The organism is Mycobacterium sp. NGS63 (genome assembly GCF_059812295.1).
Map to the genome: position 1 here is coordinate 226,315 of NZ_JCALCJ010000005.1, position 13,126 is coordinate 239,440.

The following is a 13,126-nucleotide window of genomic DNA, read 5'->3' on the forward strand; positions in this document are numbered from 1 at the left end:
GTTGCCGACGCAGGCGACCCTCCTGCCACGGATCGACCGTGGCCGCTCGAGACCAGAGGAGGTGGTGAGGTTTCCATGCGTCCATACGAAATCATGGTCATTCTTGACCCCACGCTCGACGAACGCACCGTTGCTCCGTCGCTGGAGACGTTCCTCAACGTCGTCCGCAAGGACGGCGGGAGCGTCGAGAAGGTCGACATCTGGGGCAAGCGCCGGCTGGCCTACGAGATCGCCAAGCACGCCGAGGGCATCTACGTCGTCGTCGACCTGAAGGCCGAACCGGCCACGGTGTCCGAGCTCGACCGCCAGCTGAGCCTCAACGAGTCGGTGCTGCGCACCAAGGTGATGCGCACCGACAAGCACTGACTGCCGAGTGTCGTGGGACCTGCGTAGGCTCAGCGAGGACATGCCCATGACGAGCCCGCTTCCCGCGGCGCCGCACCGGCAGAAACGAGGAGGAAACTGTGGCTGGTGACACCACTATCACCGTCGTCGGCAACCTGACCGCCGACCCCGAACTGCGGTTCACTCCCTCGGGTGCCGCCGTGGCGAACTTCACCGTCGCCTCCACGCCGCGGATCTATGACCGCCAGAGCGGGGAATGGAAGGACGGCGAGGCGCTGTTCCTGCGGTGCAACATCTGGCGGGAGGCCGCCGAGAACGTCGCCGAAAGCCTCACGCGCGGCGCCCGGGTGATCGTGACCGGGCGGCTCAAGCAGCGTTCCTTCGAGACCCGTGAAGGCGAGAAGCGCACCGTGGTCGAGGTCGAGGTCGACGAGATCGGGCCCTCGCTGCGGTACGCCACCGCCAAGGTCAACAAGGCCAGCCGCAGCGGCGGCGGGGGCGGCGGCTTCGGCTCGGGCGGCGGTGGCGGCGGCGCTCGCCAGGCGCCGGCCGCGCAGCCCAGCGGCGGATCCGGGGACGACCCGTGGGGCAGCGCCCCGGCCTCGGGATCCTTCGGCGGCGGCGACGACGAACCCCCGTTCTGACCCCGACTTCAGACCAGTAGTAAACGAAAAGAAAGACAGACATGGCCAAGTCCAACAAGCGGCGCCCGGCTCCGGAAAAGCCGGTCAAGGCGCGCAAGTGCGTCTTCTGCGCGAAGAAAGAGCAAGCGATCGACTACAAGGACACCGCGTTGCTGCGCACCTACATCAGCGAGCGCGGCAAGATCCGGGCGCGCCGGGTCACCGGCAACTGCGTGCAGCACCAGCGCGACATCGCGACCGCGGTGAAGAACGCCCGCGAGGTGGCCTTGCTGCCCTTCACCTCCTCGGCCCGGTAGACGCCGAAGCTCAAACGGAAAGTACTAAAACGATGAAGCTGATCCTGACGGCTGACGTCGACCACCTCGGGAGCGTCGGCGACGCGGTCGAAGTGAAGGACGGGTACGGCCGCAACTTCCTGCTGCCGCGCGGGCTGGCAATCCTCGCCTCGCGCGGGGCGCAGAAACAGGCCGACGAGATTCGGCGCGCCCGCGAAACCAAGACGGTGCGCGACCTCGAGCACGCCAACGAAATCAAGTCGGCGATCGACGCGCTGGGCCCCGTCACGCTGCCGGTGAACGCCGCCGGCGACACGGGCAAGCTGTTCGGCTCGGTGACCGCCGGGGACATCGTGGCGGCCATCAAGAAGGCCGGGGGACCCAACCTCGACAAGCGGATCGTCCGGCTGCCCAAGGCCCACATCAAGGCGCTCGGCGCGCACCGGGTCTCGGTGCATCTGCACCCGGAGGTCGACGTCGAGGTCGCGCTCGACGTCGTCGCGGGCAGCTAAGCACGTAGCGTTTGCTCCCTTCCGGCGGCGGCCGCGGTTCGGTCGCTGCCGGCGTTCGCAGCGCTCGCGCCCGCCCGCCGGGGTTCCGATGATGGTTGCCGGCGGGGGTCGCTGGCGAACTATTTCCGCGGTGCCGCCGGGCGATGCTCTTAACCGTCCCTTAACGCGGCCAAAACGTGGCCGAAAGCCAACACGCCCGGCGCGGTAACCTCGCGCGACACGCCGAACGATTTCCTGTCCACACCGAGATCGGCGAGTTGTACTGCTCGTATCAGCAGTGATGTCGCAGTGTCTCGAAATAATCCACAGGTTCTCCACACCCGCTTTAACACATGTGTCGAAGGATATGCACACGCGATGCACAACGTTATGAACAGCGGCCCCTTTAAGTACTTGCCAGCAACGTTTACCGTCGTCCCGGCGCGACGCGAAAGGGATGCGATGAGGCGTGGGTGTCGGTGCCTTGACTTACGCTCCGGATAGCTGTTATCGAATGTATGTTCGGTTGTTCGTGAAGTGACAGGGGAGGTGAGAATCCATGGCCGTCGTCGATGACCTCGCGCCGGAAATGGGTTCCACGCCGCCCAACGAAGAATTCGGTCGCCAGCCCCCGCAGGATCTCGCCGCGGAGCAGTCGGTGCTGGGCGGGATGCTGCTGAGCAAGGACGCGATCGCCGACGTGCTGGAGCGGCTGCGGCCGGGCGACTTCTACCGGCCGGCGCACCAGAACGTCTACGACGCGATCCTGGACCTCTACGGCCGCGGTGAGCCCGCCGACGCGGTGACGGTGGCCGCGGAACTGGACCGCCGCGGGCTGCTGCGCCGGATCGGCGGGGCGCCGTACCTGCACACCCTGATCTCGACGGTGCCGACGGCCGCCAATGCCGGCTACTACGCGGGCATCGTGGCCGAGAAGGCGCTGCTGCGCCGGCTGGTGGAGGCCGGGACCCGCGTCGTGCAGTACGGCTACGCGGGCGCCGAGGGCGCCGACGTGGCCGAGATCGTCGACCGCGCGCAGGCCGAGATCTACGACGTCGCCGACCGCCGACTCTCCGAGGACTTCGTTCCGCTCGAGGATCTCCTGCAGCCGACGATGGACGAGATCGACGCCATCGCGTCGAGCGGTGGCGTATCGCGCGGGGTGCCGACCGGGTTCACCGAACTCGACGAGGTGACCAACGGACTACACCCCGGGCAGATGATCATCGTGGCGGCCCGGCCGGGCGTGGGGAAGGCACTGGCGTTGGATACGCCGCTGCCGACCCCGGCCGGCTGGACGACGATGGGCGACGTCGCGGTGGGTGACGAGCTGCTCGATGCCGATGGGTTGCCGACACGAGTGGTTGCCGCGACCGAGGTCATGCTGGGACGGCCCTGCTACGAGATCGAATTCTCCGATGGGACAGTGATCGTCGCCGACGGCGCGCACCAGTGGCCCACGACCCGCGGCATCCGGACGTCGGCTCAGCTGCGTTGTGGCTGGGACACCATCGCCGCGGCGGGGTCGGCGCCGCGCTACGGTGCGCGTACGACGGCCTTGCTGACGCCGGTGGTGCAGATCGAGGCGGTGCGCCGGGTGGGCAGTGTGCCGGTGCGCTGCGTCCAGGTCGACAATGGTGCGCGTTTGTACCTCGCCGGCTCCGGGATGGTGCCGACGCACAACTCCACGCTGGGGCTGGACTTCATGCGGTCGTGCTCGATCAAGCACCGGCTGGCCAGCGTCATCTTCTCCCTGGAGATGAGCAAGTCCGAGATCGTGATGCGGCTGCTGTCGGCGGAGGCGAAAATCAAGCTCGCCGATATGCGTTCGGGCCGGATGACCGACGACGACTGGACGCGGCTCGCACGGCGGATGAGCGAAATCAGCGAAGCGCCACTGTATATCGACGACTCGCCCAACCTGACCATGATGGAGATCCGCGCCAAGGCGCGCCGGTTGCGACAGAAGTCCGACTTGAGGCTAGTCGTCGTCGACTACCTGCAGTTGATGACCTCTGGCAAGAAGCACGAGTCGCGCCAGGTGGAAGTCTCCGAATTCTCCCGTCACCTCAAGCTTTTGGCGAAGGAGCTCGAGGTTCCGGTGGTCGCGATCAGCCAGCTCAACCGCGGTCCGGAGCAGCGCACCGACAAGCGGCCGATGTTGGCCGACCTTCGTGAATCGGGATGCCTTACTGCCTCGACGCGGATCCTGCGCGCCGACACGGGTGCCGAGGTGACCTTCGGTGAGCTGATGCGCACCGGCGAGCGCCCATTGGTGTGGTCGCTGGATGAGCGTCTGCGCATGGTCGCCCGGCCGATGACCAACGTGTTCCCCAGCGGACGCAAAGAGGTGTTCCGGCTGCGGCTGGCCTCGGGCCGCGAGGTCGAGGCCACTGGCAACCATCCCTTCATGAAACTGGACGGCTGGACTCCAATGGAGGAGCTCAAGGTTGGCGATCGCATCGCTGCCCCGCGGCACGTTCCGGAACCCGTCGAAACCCAGCGGATGGCCGACTCGGAAATTGTTCTGCTTGCCCACATGATTGGCGACGGGTCGTGCGTCAAGAACCAACCGATTCGCTACGCATCGGTGGATGAGGCGAGCCTGGCCGCGGTGACGATTTCGGCCGCCTACTTCGGCGTGACCGCCGTTCGTGACGAGTACCCGGCTGCTCGGGTCACCACGCTGCGGCTACCGGCGCCGGAGCGGGTGGCGCGCGGCCGGCGCAATCCGATCGCGGCCTGGCTCGACGGCCTGGGACTGTTCGGCAAGCGCAGCTACGAAAAGTTCGTGCCGGAACCCATCTTTCGCTTGCCTTACGACCAGGTGGCGTTATTCCTGCGGCACCTCTGGGCCACCGACGGCTCCGTTCGGTGGGACGCCAAGGTGGGTCAGGGACGCATCTACTATGCGTCGACGAGCCGACGGCTCATCGACGACGTGGCTCAACTGCTGCTCCGGGCCGGCGTGTATGGGCGGATCAAGCACGTCCAGAAGGTCGGGTACCGCGACTCGTGGCACCTGCACATCTACGGGGCGGAGAATCAGCTCAGGTTCCTTCGGCATGTCGGAGTGCACGGTGCGAAAGCGGTCGCGGTGCAGCAAGTCATAGATCAGCTGGAGGGATTGGTGCGCAATCCCAACCTGGACACCGTGCCCGTTGAGGTCTGGGCTCGGGTTCGAAGCGTATTGTCCACCAAGCAGATAACCCATCGTCAGTTCGCCGCCGCCATGGGTACCCAGTTTTGCGGGTCGACGATGTGGAAGCACTCGCCGAGCCGGTCCAGGCTCCATCGCGCGGCAATGGTGCTCGGTGATCCCGACATCCACGCGCTGGCAACCACTGACGTTTATTGGGACACGATTGTCGAGATCACGAGTCTGGGTGAGCAAGACGTCTATGACGGAACCGTAAGTGGCACACACAATTTCGTCGCCAATGGCATCTCAGTTCATAACAGCCTCGAACAAGATAGCGACATGGTAATCCTGCTGCACCGCCCGGACGCGTTCGAACGTGACGACCCGCGTGGGGGAGAGGCCGACTTCATTCTCGCCAAGCACCGCAACGGTCCGACCAAGACGGTGACCGTCGCGCACCAGCTGCACTTGTCGCGGTTCGCCAACATGGCGCGCTGAGTTGTCGAGGTTGTTGTAGGTTCTCAAAAAACCATGTCACCATCTCAGTTCCGATGTCATCTGATGTAAAAAGATCTCATTCGATGTCATTTAGCTACCGATCCAAGCGCACGATGCGTCGGCGCAGCGGTCGAAGAATTGGTATACAACGGCGGTTAGCCATCGTGGGCATGCGGAATCTTTTGTACACCAACAGTATTGGCGCTTCCGTCAAGCGCAAACAACATAGCGACATAACCTTGCGGGGGTGAGCAGGGATAGCAGGTTTAATCCCAGTATCGCGCACCAGAGGCTATGCAGCTCAGAGGTTTTTGGACTTCCGATCAGGCCTCGTCCCCAATACGTACCCAACTGGCTAGTAAGCGGCTCGGCTTCGGGTTGGCGAACCGAAGGAGCAAGCCTGGCCATGTCCACCGAAAGCCCAACCACCACAACGCTCCTCGATGCCTTCGACGTCGCCCGCACCGCCTGACACCACCTACGTCCACCACTGGACCAAGCGCGCGGGCGTGCCGACGCGGCTGTTCGACGGCAATGTGCGCAAGTCTTTCGGTTTCGCGTTCCGCATTGGCAGCCTCCAACGCGACGACGGCACCTGCAATCGTTAGCTGACGCCGAAACTGATTTCCGCCTTGGCGCGCATGTAGCCCGAGGCCGCCCGGCAGCTTGCCGCCGCATTGACCGCGGCGGCCGACGAGATCGATATCCGGCGATGATCACCACACCTCACAACATCGCGACCGCCTGACGAGATGCCGCCTTCGGCGAGATCATTCGCCTAATACGCCTGAAGCGCGCGTAGCCTCGAACCCTGGACACCAACAATGGCCGGGAGGATGAGCAGCGATGCCTGCTGCGGAAAATCGGGGGCCAGGAGGACCTCCGAAGAAAGCGCCACCATGGTTCGCCTCGCAGGAACAGTACGAGGCTTTCCTCGAGCTGGTCGCGAAAGATCTTGGAGCCAGCAGCATCACTGCGGCGGGCATCGAGCTCGAGCATCTTGACGAGGGGCGTCGCAAGGAAATTCTGCGCGGATACGCGTTGCGGCCTTCATTGCGGTTCGTCTGCTCGGCCTACGCCGTCCTCGACAAAGCGGCGTTGTACTCGCGGGAGCCTGCGCTCGAGAAAAGTTTCGTCGGCCGTCTGAGCAGCGGCGATCTCGCCGATAAGGTCACCCAAGCACTCAGCAAGGGCCATCGGCTGATGCCGCCGCCGGCCCTCAACCAGCTGATCCGCGAAGTGATCGAGTGGTGCACCGACGCCGATGAGGGGCTGCCCGCCCTCCGCCGAGCTGATTTCGTCCGTCTCCTGTTGTCCATCAACGGCGAGCAGGAGGCCCAGGACCGCCCGGACTTTTTCACATCCTGGCCGCCCAGCGAGGAGGAATCCGCGGCCTACTACGAGGCCATGACCAAAGACGACAACATGGTCTTCCAGGAGAACCAGCGGATGATGCTCATGGAGTTCGCCCGGATGCAGACTGCAGCTACGCCGGTGCCCGTTCGCATCCTCGGCGACACCACCGACACATGGTTCAAGCCATGGCCCCCAGCAGCGCCGCACGACCTCATCGGCGACACTCCCGAGCAGGCGTTCCTGAACGCCACCAACGCGCCTCTGCGCGAGGTTATCCGGATGGGTCTGCTGCTGTGGGACCGCACGAAATCCGGTGACGTGATCATCAGCGCCAGCTCCCTGCAAGACATCGACCCCGCGGCGCTCGGCCTGCTGCAGTCCTCGGCCGTGCTGCCGGTCAAGGAATACCGCAAGCGGCTGGCCAAGGAACGGGCGAAGGGTTATCTCGCCCACCGGAGATACACGTTCACCGAACTACCGTTGATCGAGATCGCCGACGGCGAATACATTGCATTGCGACCCGCATGGGTGCTGGACCGGTTCTGCGGTTCGCAGCTGTATTGGCAGGCCTCCTTCGAGTTCGGCACGGAGAAGACGAAGCCCGGCGAGCAATTCAGCTTGGCGATGAACTACGTCTTCGAAGGCAGCGTTGGCTACCTGTTCCGGCGGGTGATGAAGCGCTCCCGCGGGGCAATAACGCTCATCACCGAACCAGAAATGTGGGAGTCCTGGTCCAACGGCGGTGACAAACCGTCGGTCTGCGACTGGGTGCTGGTGTGGGACAACACGTGCTTACTGGTGGATGCGACCAACCACTGGCTCGACGAGAAGGCGGCACAAGGTTTCGCCGAGCCCTCCGCCTATCAGGCCGATCTCGAGGACACGTTCGTCAACAAGAAGTTCGGACAGCTGACGTCGACGATGGGTCTACTGATCGAACACGGCTGGGCAGGCCGCACATTCGACCAAAATACGGTGTTTGTGCCGATAGTAGTGGTTCCCAACGCCGGCATCCCGGCAACGGTGTCCGCGGATGTAGACCTCAAATTGCGGACGGCTGCCGCCGGCAACCTCAGCAATAATGTGCGTTCGCCGGGCATCCTCGTCTACCACGAACTGCAGGTATTCGAGGGGGTCTGCGAGCACCGAGCGCCTGCCGCGTTCGTCGAACTTCTTGAGAAGTGGCGGGGCATGTGCACTATGTCGATGCCGGTGCGCCCGCAGACGTTTCTTGACTTGGCGCGACTCGACCGTCCGATGAGCGGCTACGTCAGTACGGCGAAGCGAGTTCTGCTCGACAAGCTCGGGCCACCTGTCCCAGAGGTTTAATCACGAAAATTGGCTGAAGTACCCGTTTCCGACGCGAAACCGAGACGATCGACCGCCCGCCATCTCTCCCAAGAATCGTTGCACACCAACATCTTTCACCATTCGGCCGCCCGATTGACGCGAAGAATCCTGGCGGGCTGACACTCTGCGCTTCGGTGGCGAGCCGCCTTTCGATGTCGGCACGCGGCCGTAGGCTCTAGTGTCATGAAGCAGCCCGATGGCCCCGCCATGAATCGCGCCGCCCGCCGACGGGCAGCGAGGGAGGCACGCACCGCAGGCGAGCCTTCGCCACGGCCCCCGGTGCCGCAGAAGGCGAACAGAGCCGGCGAACCTACCTACATGACGATCAACCACGGCCCGGAACGCCGAAACGTGTCGTGCAGAAAAATCACCGAGACGATCGTGAATCCGCTGACGAAGGCGGTCACGCTCAACTCGATGGCGCTCGAGGACACGATCCACCCCGTCTCCCTGGCCTTCGCGCCGCCGTACCGGGACCTGGCCGCAGCAGGCGGCGACAAGGGGTTCCAGCACATCTGGGAGAAGCTCACCTACGCCTTCGCCCTGCCTGATCCAGCACAGTTTCCGATGCTCCCCTGGCTCGCCGCCGAGGATCGGGACGCCCTGGAAAGGTATGTGGCCGCCTGCCGGAAACTGGCCGGCTACAGCGCGATCGCGCACGGCAGCGGCTTCAAGATGCAAACTACGAACGGGAACTGGACGGTCACGCCGGACTTTCCGGATGACGAGCTGATCGTGGCCGCCGCCGCACGGTTTCGGCAGCTGAATAACCAGGGCGAGCCGACCGCGTTCACCACGGCGTCGGACCGGATCATCAAAACGGCAAAGGTTCAGGACCCCGACCTGATCCTGGTGGTATCGAAGTGGCGGAAGGCCCGCGCCGCGTTGCTGAACCGGACCATCGCCACGATCATCTGTGACACACTGCTGCCCGAGGGACCGCGGCCCGACGACTTCGTCAGTTTCGGAAACCTTCGCCCCGAAGACCTATTCAACACGTACTTCTATGGCGACTTCCTCCACGTCGGCGACAACGCCGGGCAGCTGATCGACATCAACTCCGAGGACGGGAACGCGGCCTATCACATGTTCGGGTTCCTCACTTCGATGTCGACGCTGGCGCACCTGTACTTCGGGTTCTCCGTGCTCGTGGAGCATGCGCTCGGCGCTGTCTCTAGCCCAAACGATGAGGAGTGACCGTGGCCCTCAGCTTCGTGGACTACCGCGAGGTTCAGCGGACAAGTACTCCTGGCTCCCGCCTCGATTGGGCCGTCGTCTACGAGAACGAGCAGTGGTGGGACGAGGTTCGGTATTACATCGGCGACCCGTAGTTCGTCCGGGTGGTCGAGGACGGTGTCGAGGTTGCGCGTGTCGAACTGGACGATGGAGGGTTCAACCCGACTTACGCGGGCGTGCCGTCGATCGGGCCGGAGCGCCTGGAGATCCAGTACATCGAAGTGGCCACCGCGGCACGCGAACGCGGTGTCGGCACGGGTGTGGTGCAGGCACTCGCCGAGCGCCACCCGGACCGGCGAATGCTGGCCAATAGCGAAGGCGCCGACGGGTTCTGGGCTTCCCTCCGTTGGGATCGGTTCGACCACCCGGAAGGGCAGCAATTCCACCGGCCGCTGTTTATTTAGCCGACCGCGCGGCCTGCCCGCACGGCGACGGATTAGTGTCGCGACGCCGAGCTGCGCCGGCGACACTACGAATAACGGACGGCACAAGCTCTGTGGCAAGTCGCGGCCCCTGCACGGGTTGAGGTCCCATTTAGGGCTGCGACAGCCTCCACAATTGCTCCCCGCACCTGCTAACCGCTGCAATCACGTATCGGACGTCTGAGCTCGGCCACGACACCTTCTTGTAGACGATGAACACCCCTCCGGGCAGATCTCTGGCCATGTATCCCTTGGCTATCGGTACAGGAGCGTCTTCGGCGAAGTTGTCCGACTCCATTTCCTCGACGAAATCCAGGACGGCTTGTCGGCCAGCGTCGGTCAGCCTTGCGTGGAAGGTGCGGGAGGCGGGGCCACCGAACGATACGTGCGACCGCTGTTACTGAACTTCCTGCTCGAACTCGGCTTCCTTGCTCACCTTTGTCTCCTGCGCTCCGCGTTGACTATCAGATGTGCGGGTCACAAGGCTACGCCTGTCCGCACTGGTCAATGCCATGGCCACCTTTGTACCACGCAACGTCCAGAATCGTTGCAAACTAACACAATTACGATCGATCACCGACAGAACCCGTTGCGCCGCAACACTCACTAATGAATTGAGCGGAGGGGGTCGTCGCATTCCAGCATTGAGCGCAACAACCGCAGCCAGTAGTGAAAGCCATGACCTCGACGGGGGTCGTCACCGACAACGCGCGCAGCGTTAGGACCAGCGCATCGGTCACCGCAGAGGCCAAGCGGGACGGTCGACTCCTGCCCGTGCTGGCGGCCAACAGTCGGGCGGCCGATGAGCTCACCGATCGACTGTTCCCGTCGATGGTCCGGCGCTCGGTATCAGCGTCCGATGCCGCCGGATGGGGTGCAGGGCGCGCGGCCGCGGACATGGCCGTGCTCGACGCGCGGGACGCGATCGCGGGTTAGGACACCGCGATAGGCTCGGGCGGAAACTGCGCTCGTCCGCCGGCACGGCAGGGGAAATGTATGGATCTGCGGTGGTCGGAGGCCGACCGTGCCTTCCAGGAAGAGGTCCGGGCGTTCCTCGACCAGAAGCTGACCCCCGAGCTGCGCCGGGCGGGGCGGTTGATGACCAGCGTCTACGCCGACCACGAGGCGAGCATGGCGTGGCAGGCGATCCTGCACGAACGCGGCTGGGCGGCGCCGGGCTGGCCGGTCGAGTACGGCGGCTGCGACTGGAGCCTCACCCAGCACTACATCTTCAGCCGCGAAACCATTCTGGCCGGCGCGCCGGCGTTGTCGCCCATGGGGATTCGGATGGTCGCGCACGCGATCATCAAGTACGGCACCGCCGCGCAGAAGGACTACTTCCTGCCCCGGATCCTGACCGGCGAGGTGTTCTTCTGCCAGGGATACTCCGAGCCGGAGGCCGGGTCGGATCTGGCCGCGCTGTCGATGGCCGCCGTGGCCGACGGCGACGACCTGGTGTGCACCGGCAGCAAGATCTGGACCACCCACGCCGCCGAGGCGAACTGGATGTTCGCGCTGGTCCGCACGTCCCGTGGCGAGAAAAAGCAGCAGGGCATCACGTTCGTGCTGATCGACATGACGACACCCGGTATCGCGATCCGACCGCTGGTGATGACCTCGGGCGAGCAGATCCAGAACCAGGTGTTCTTCGACGAGGTGCGGGTGCCCAAGGCCAACGTCATCGGCGAGATCGACAGCGGCTGGACGGTCGCGAAGTACCTGCTGGAGTTCGAGCGCGGCGGTGGCGCGGTGTCGCCGGGCCTGCAGGTGATGGCCGAGGAGATCGGCCAGGCGGCCGAAAACCAGCCCGCGCCCGGCGGCGGGCGGCTGGCCGACGACCCCGCCTTCATGCACAAGCTGGCCGGCGCGCGCATCCGCGCCGAGGTGTTGGAGGTCCTGGAATACCGGGTGCTCGCCGCGGTGGCCGAGGGACGCAACCCCGGCGCGGCGTCGTCGATGCTCAAGATCCTGGGCACCGAGCTCAGCCAGGCGCTCACCGAGCTCGCGCTGGAGGCGGCCGGCCCGCGCGGCCGGGCCTACCAACCACACGCAACCGCACCCGGCGGCCCGATCGCCGAGTTCGAACCACCCGCCGACGGATACCTGAGCGGCGAGCCGTGGCAGGCGGTCGCGCCGTTGCGGTATTTCAACGACCGGGCCGGCTCAATCTACGCCGGCAGCAACGAAATTCAGCGAAACATCCTCGCCAAGGCCGCGCTGGGACTGTAGATGGACTTCAACCTGACCAACGAGCAGCAACTGCTGCGCGACGAGCTCGCGAAGTTCCTCGCCGCCCGCTACCGCCTCGACGCAAGCCGCGCCGCCGCGAAGACCGGCGCCGGCTGGCAACCGGACATCTGGAGAGCCTTTGCCACCGAGCTGGGCATCCTGGGCGCCACCCTGCCCGAGGAAGTCGGCGGAATCGGCGGTGGCCCAGTCGAACTCATGGTGATCGCCGAGGCGCTCGGCCACGCGCTGGTGATCGAACCCTACGTCGACACCGTCGTCGTCGCCGGTGGGCTGCTGCACCGCGCCGGCGGCCCGGCGGCGACCGCGGTGCTGAGCGACATCATCGCCGGCACCGCGGTGGTGGCGCTGGCGGCCACCGAACCGGCCTCGGACCAGCAGTGGCAAGACGCAACAACTGTGGCCCGACCCGACGGCGACAACTGGGTGCTGGACGGCGCGAAGACGATGGCGGTGGCCGCACCGTTGGCGACGCACCTGCTGGTCACCGCCCGCACCCCGGGTACAGACGGAATCTCGTTCTTTCTCACCGAGATCGACGCGCCCGGCATCGAGGTCCACCCGTATCGCACCATCGACGACCGGCGCGCCGCGGACATCGTCCTCAATGATGTGCGGCTGCCCGCCCAAAACCTGATCGGCGAACAGGGACGGGCCGGGCCGTCGTTGAGCAAGGCGCGTGACGAGGGCGCCGCGGCGATCTGCGCCGAGGCGGTGGGCTGCATGCGAAAAGTGTTGGCGGACACCGTCGAATACTGCAAACAGCGCAAGCAGTTCGGGCAGCCGATCGGCGGCTTTCAGGTGCTGCAGCACCGCATGGTCGACATGTACATGGAACTCGAACAGTCCGTCGCGGCCGTCTATCTGGCGATCCTCAACCTGGAGTCAGACGAAAAAATCCGCGCCCGTGCGGTTTCGGCCGGCAAGGCGACCATCGGCCGCGCGGCACGCTTCATCGGCCAGCAAGCCGTGCAGCTGCACGGCGGGATGGGCATGACCGAGGAGCTCGCGATCGGCCACTACTTCAAGCGGCTCACCGCCATTCAGTACGAGTTCGGCACCACCGACCACCACATCGCGCGATACGCCGAGCTGACCAAGGCCTAGAACGGAGACCACC

13 protein-coding genes are annotated in these 13,126 nt (G+C 65.1%); all 13 read left to right on the forward strand.

From position 1 onward, the window contains the following. The first annotated feature begins 75 nt into the window (after positions 1 to 75). The 13 genes from rpsF (at position 76) to AC5Y4Z_RS15165 (ending at position 13,113) form a co-directional block, all read left to right on the forward strand. A complete protein-coding gene (gene rpsF / locus AC5Y4Z_RS15105) occupies positions 76 to 366 on the forward strand; it encodes a 30S ribosomal protein S6 (protein WP_068089121.1) in 291 nt (96 codons plus the stop codon). 98 nt (positions 367 to 464) lie between these two features. Next, positions 465 to 989 (forward strand): single-stranded DNA-binding protein, encoded by a 525-nt coding sequence (locus AC5Y4Z_RS15110; protein ID WP_499965235.1) that lies wholly within the window; start codon positions 465 to 467, stop codon positions 987 to 989. A gap of 41 nt (positions 990 to 1,030) precedes the next feature. Continuing rightward, positions 1,031 to 1,285 (forward strand): 30S ribosomal protein S18, encoded by a 255-nt coding sequence (rpsR, locus tag AC5Y4Z_RS15115; RefSeq protein ID WP_068236173.1) that lies wholly within the window; start codon positions 1,031 to 1,033, stop codon positions 1,283 to 1,285. Between the two features lie 32 nt (positions 1,286 to 1,317). Continuing rightward, positions 1,318 to 1,776: a 50S ribosomal protein L9 gene (gene rplI / locus AC5Y4Z_RS15120; protein WP_499965237.1), complete on the forward strand. Its 459-nt coding sequence runs from the start codon at positions 1,318 to 1,320 to the stop codon at positions 1,774 to 1,776. A 538-nt stretch (positions 1,777 to 2,314) separates the two neighbouring features. Next, on the forward strand, positions 2,315 to 5,395 hold the full coding sequence (locus AC5Y4Z_RS15125; protein WP_499965239.1) for a replicative DNA helicase: 3,081 nt from the start codon (positions 2,315 to 2,317) through the stop codon (positions 5,393 to 5,395). A 443-nt stretch (positions 5,396 to 5,838) separates the two neighbouring features. After that, positions 5,839 to 6,003: a hypothetical protein gene (locus tag AC5Y4Z_RS15130; protein ID WP_499965241.1), complete on the forward strand. Its 165-nt coding sequence runs from the start codon at positions 5,839 to 5,841 to the stop codon at positions 6,001 to 6,003. A gap of 238 nt (positions 6,004 to 6,241) precedes the next feature. Beyond that, entirely contained in the window at positions 6,242 to 8,080 is a 1,839-nt protein-coding gene (locus AC5Y4Z_RS15135) for a hypothetical protein (RefSeq protein WP_499965243.1), read from the forward strand. A gap of 339 nt (positions 8,081 to 8,419) precedes the next feature. Continuing rightward, positions 8,420 to 9,298, forward strand: coding sequence for a hypothetical protein (locus tag AC5Y4Z_RS15140; protein WP_499965245.1), 879 nt, complete (start codon positions 8,420 to 8,422; stop codon positions 9,296 to 9,298). Beyond that, positions 9,295 to 9,432 carry a hypothetical protein gene (locus AC5Y4Z_RS15145; RefSeq protein ID WP_499965247.1) on the forward strand — a complete coding sequence of 46 codons (138 nt, stop codon included), beginning with the start codon at positions 9,295 to 9,297 and terminating at the stop codon, positions 9,430 to 9,432. Before AC5Y4Z_RS15140 ends, AC5Y4Z_RS15145 begins: the two co-directional genes overlap by 4 nt. Before the next feature lie 9 nt (positions 9,433 to 9,441). Next, complete coding sequence (locus AC5Y4Z_RS15150) at positions 9,442 to 9,741, forward strand: GNAT family N-acetyltransferase (protein ID WP_499965248.1); 300 nt, start codon at positions 9,442 to 9,444, stop codon at positions 9,739 to 9,741. Positions 9,742 to 10,437: 696 nt separating this feature from the next. Further along, complete coding sequence (locus AC5Y4Z_RS15155) at positions 10,438 to 10,695, forward strand: hypothetical protein (RefSeq protein ID WP_499965250.1); 258 nt, start codon at positions 10,438 to 10,440, stop codon at positions 10,693 to 10,695. Between the two features lie 60 nt (positions 10,696 to 10,755). Next, positions 10,756 to 11,988, forward strand: a complete 1,233-nt coding sequence (locus tag AC5Y4Z_RS15160; RefSeq protein ID WP_499965252.1) for an acyl-CoA dehydrogenase family protein — start codon at positions 10,756 to 10,758, stop codon at positions 11,986 to 11,988. Next, complete coding sequence (locus AC5Y4Z_RS15165; RefSeq protein ID WP_499965254.1) at positions 11,989 to 13,113, forward strand: acyl-CoA dehydrogenase family protein; 1,125 nt, start codon at positions 11,989 to 11,991, stop codon at positions 13,111 to 13,113. It begins immediately after the preceding gene. The last annotated feature ends 13 nt before the right edge of the window (positions 13,114 to 13,126 follow it).

What these genes read in the sequence shown, in the direction of transcription:
- rpsF (WP_068089121.1), top strand. Translation starts at nt 76, where the DNA reads ATGCGTCCATACGAAATCATGGTCATTCTTGACCCCACGCTCGACGAA.
- rpsR (WP_068236173.1), top strand. Translation starts at nt 1,031, where the DNA reads ATGGCCAAGTCCAACAAGCGGCGCCCGGCTCCGGAAAAGCCGGTCAAG.
- rplI (WP_499965237.1), top strand. Translation starts at nt 1,318, where the DNA reads ATGAAGCTGATCCTGACGGCTGACGTCGACCACCTCGGGAGCGTCGGC.
- AC5Y4Z_RS15125 (WP_499965239.1), top strand. Translation starts at nt 2,315, where the DNA reads ATGGCCGTCGTCGATGACCTCGCGCCGGAAATGGGTTCCACGCCGCCC.
- AC5Y4Z_RS15130 (WP_499965241.1), top strand. Translation starts at nt 5,839, where the DNA reads ATGCCTTCGACGTCGCCCGCACCGCCTGACACCACCTACGTCCACCAC.
- AC5Y4Z_RS15135 (WP_499965243.1), top strand. Translation starts at nt 6,242, where the DNA reads ATGCCTGCTGCGGAAAATCGGGGGCCAGGAGGACCTCCGAAGAAAGCG.
- AC5Y4Z_RS15140 (WP_499965245.1), top strand. Translation starts at nt 8,420, where the DNA reads ATGACGATCAACCACGGCCCGGAACGCCGAAACGTGTCGTGCAGAAAA.
- AC5Y4Z_RS15155 (WP_499965250.1), top strand. Translation starts at nt 10,438, where the DNA reads ATGACCTCGACGGGGGTCGTCACCGACAACGCGCGCAGCGTTAGGACC.
- AC5Y4Z_RS15160 (WP_499965252.1), top strand. Translation starts at nt 10,756, where the DNA reads ATGGATCTGCGGTGGTCGGAGGCCGACCGTGCCTTCCAGGAAGAGGTC.
- AC5Y4Z_RS15165 (WP_499965254.1), top strand. Translation starts at nt 11,989, where the DNA reads ATGGACTTCAACCTGACCAACGAGCAGCAACTGCTGCGCGACGAGCTC.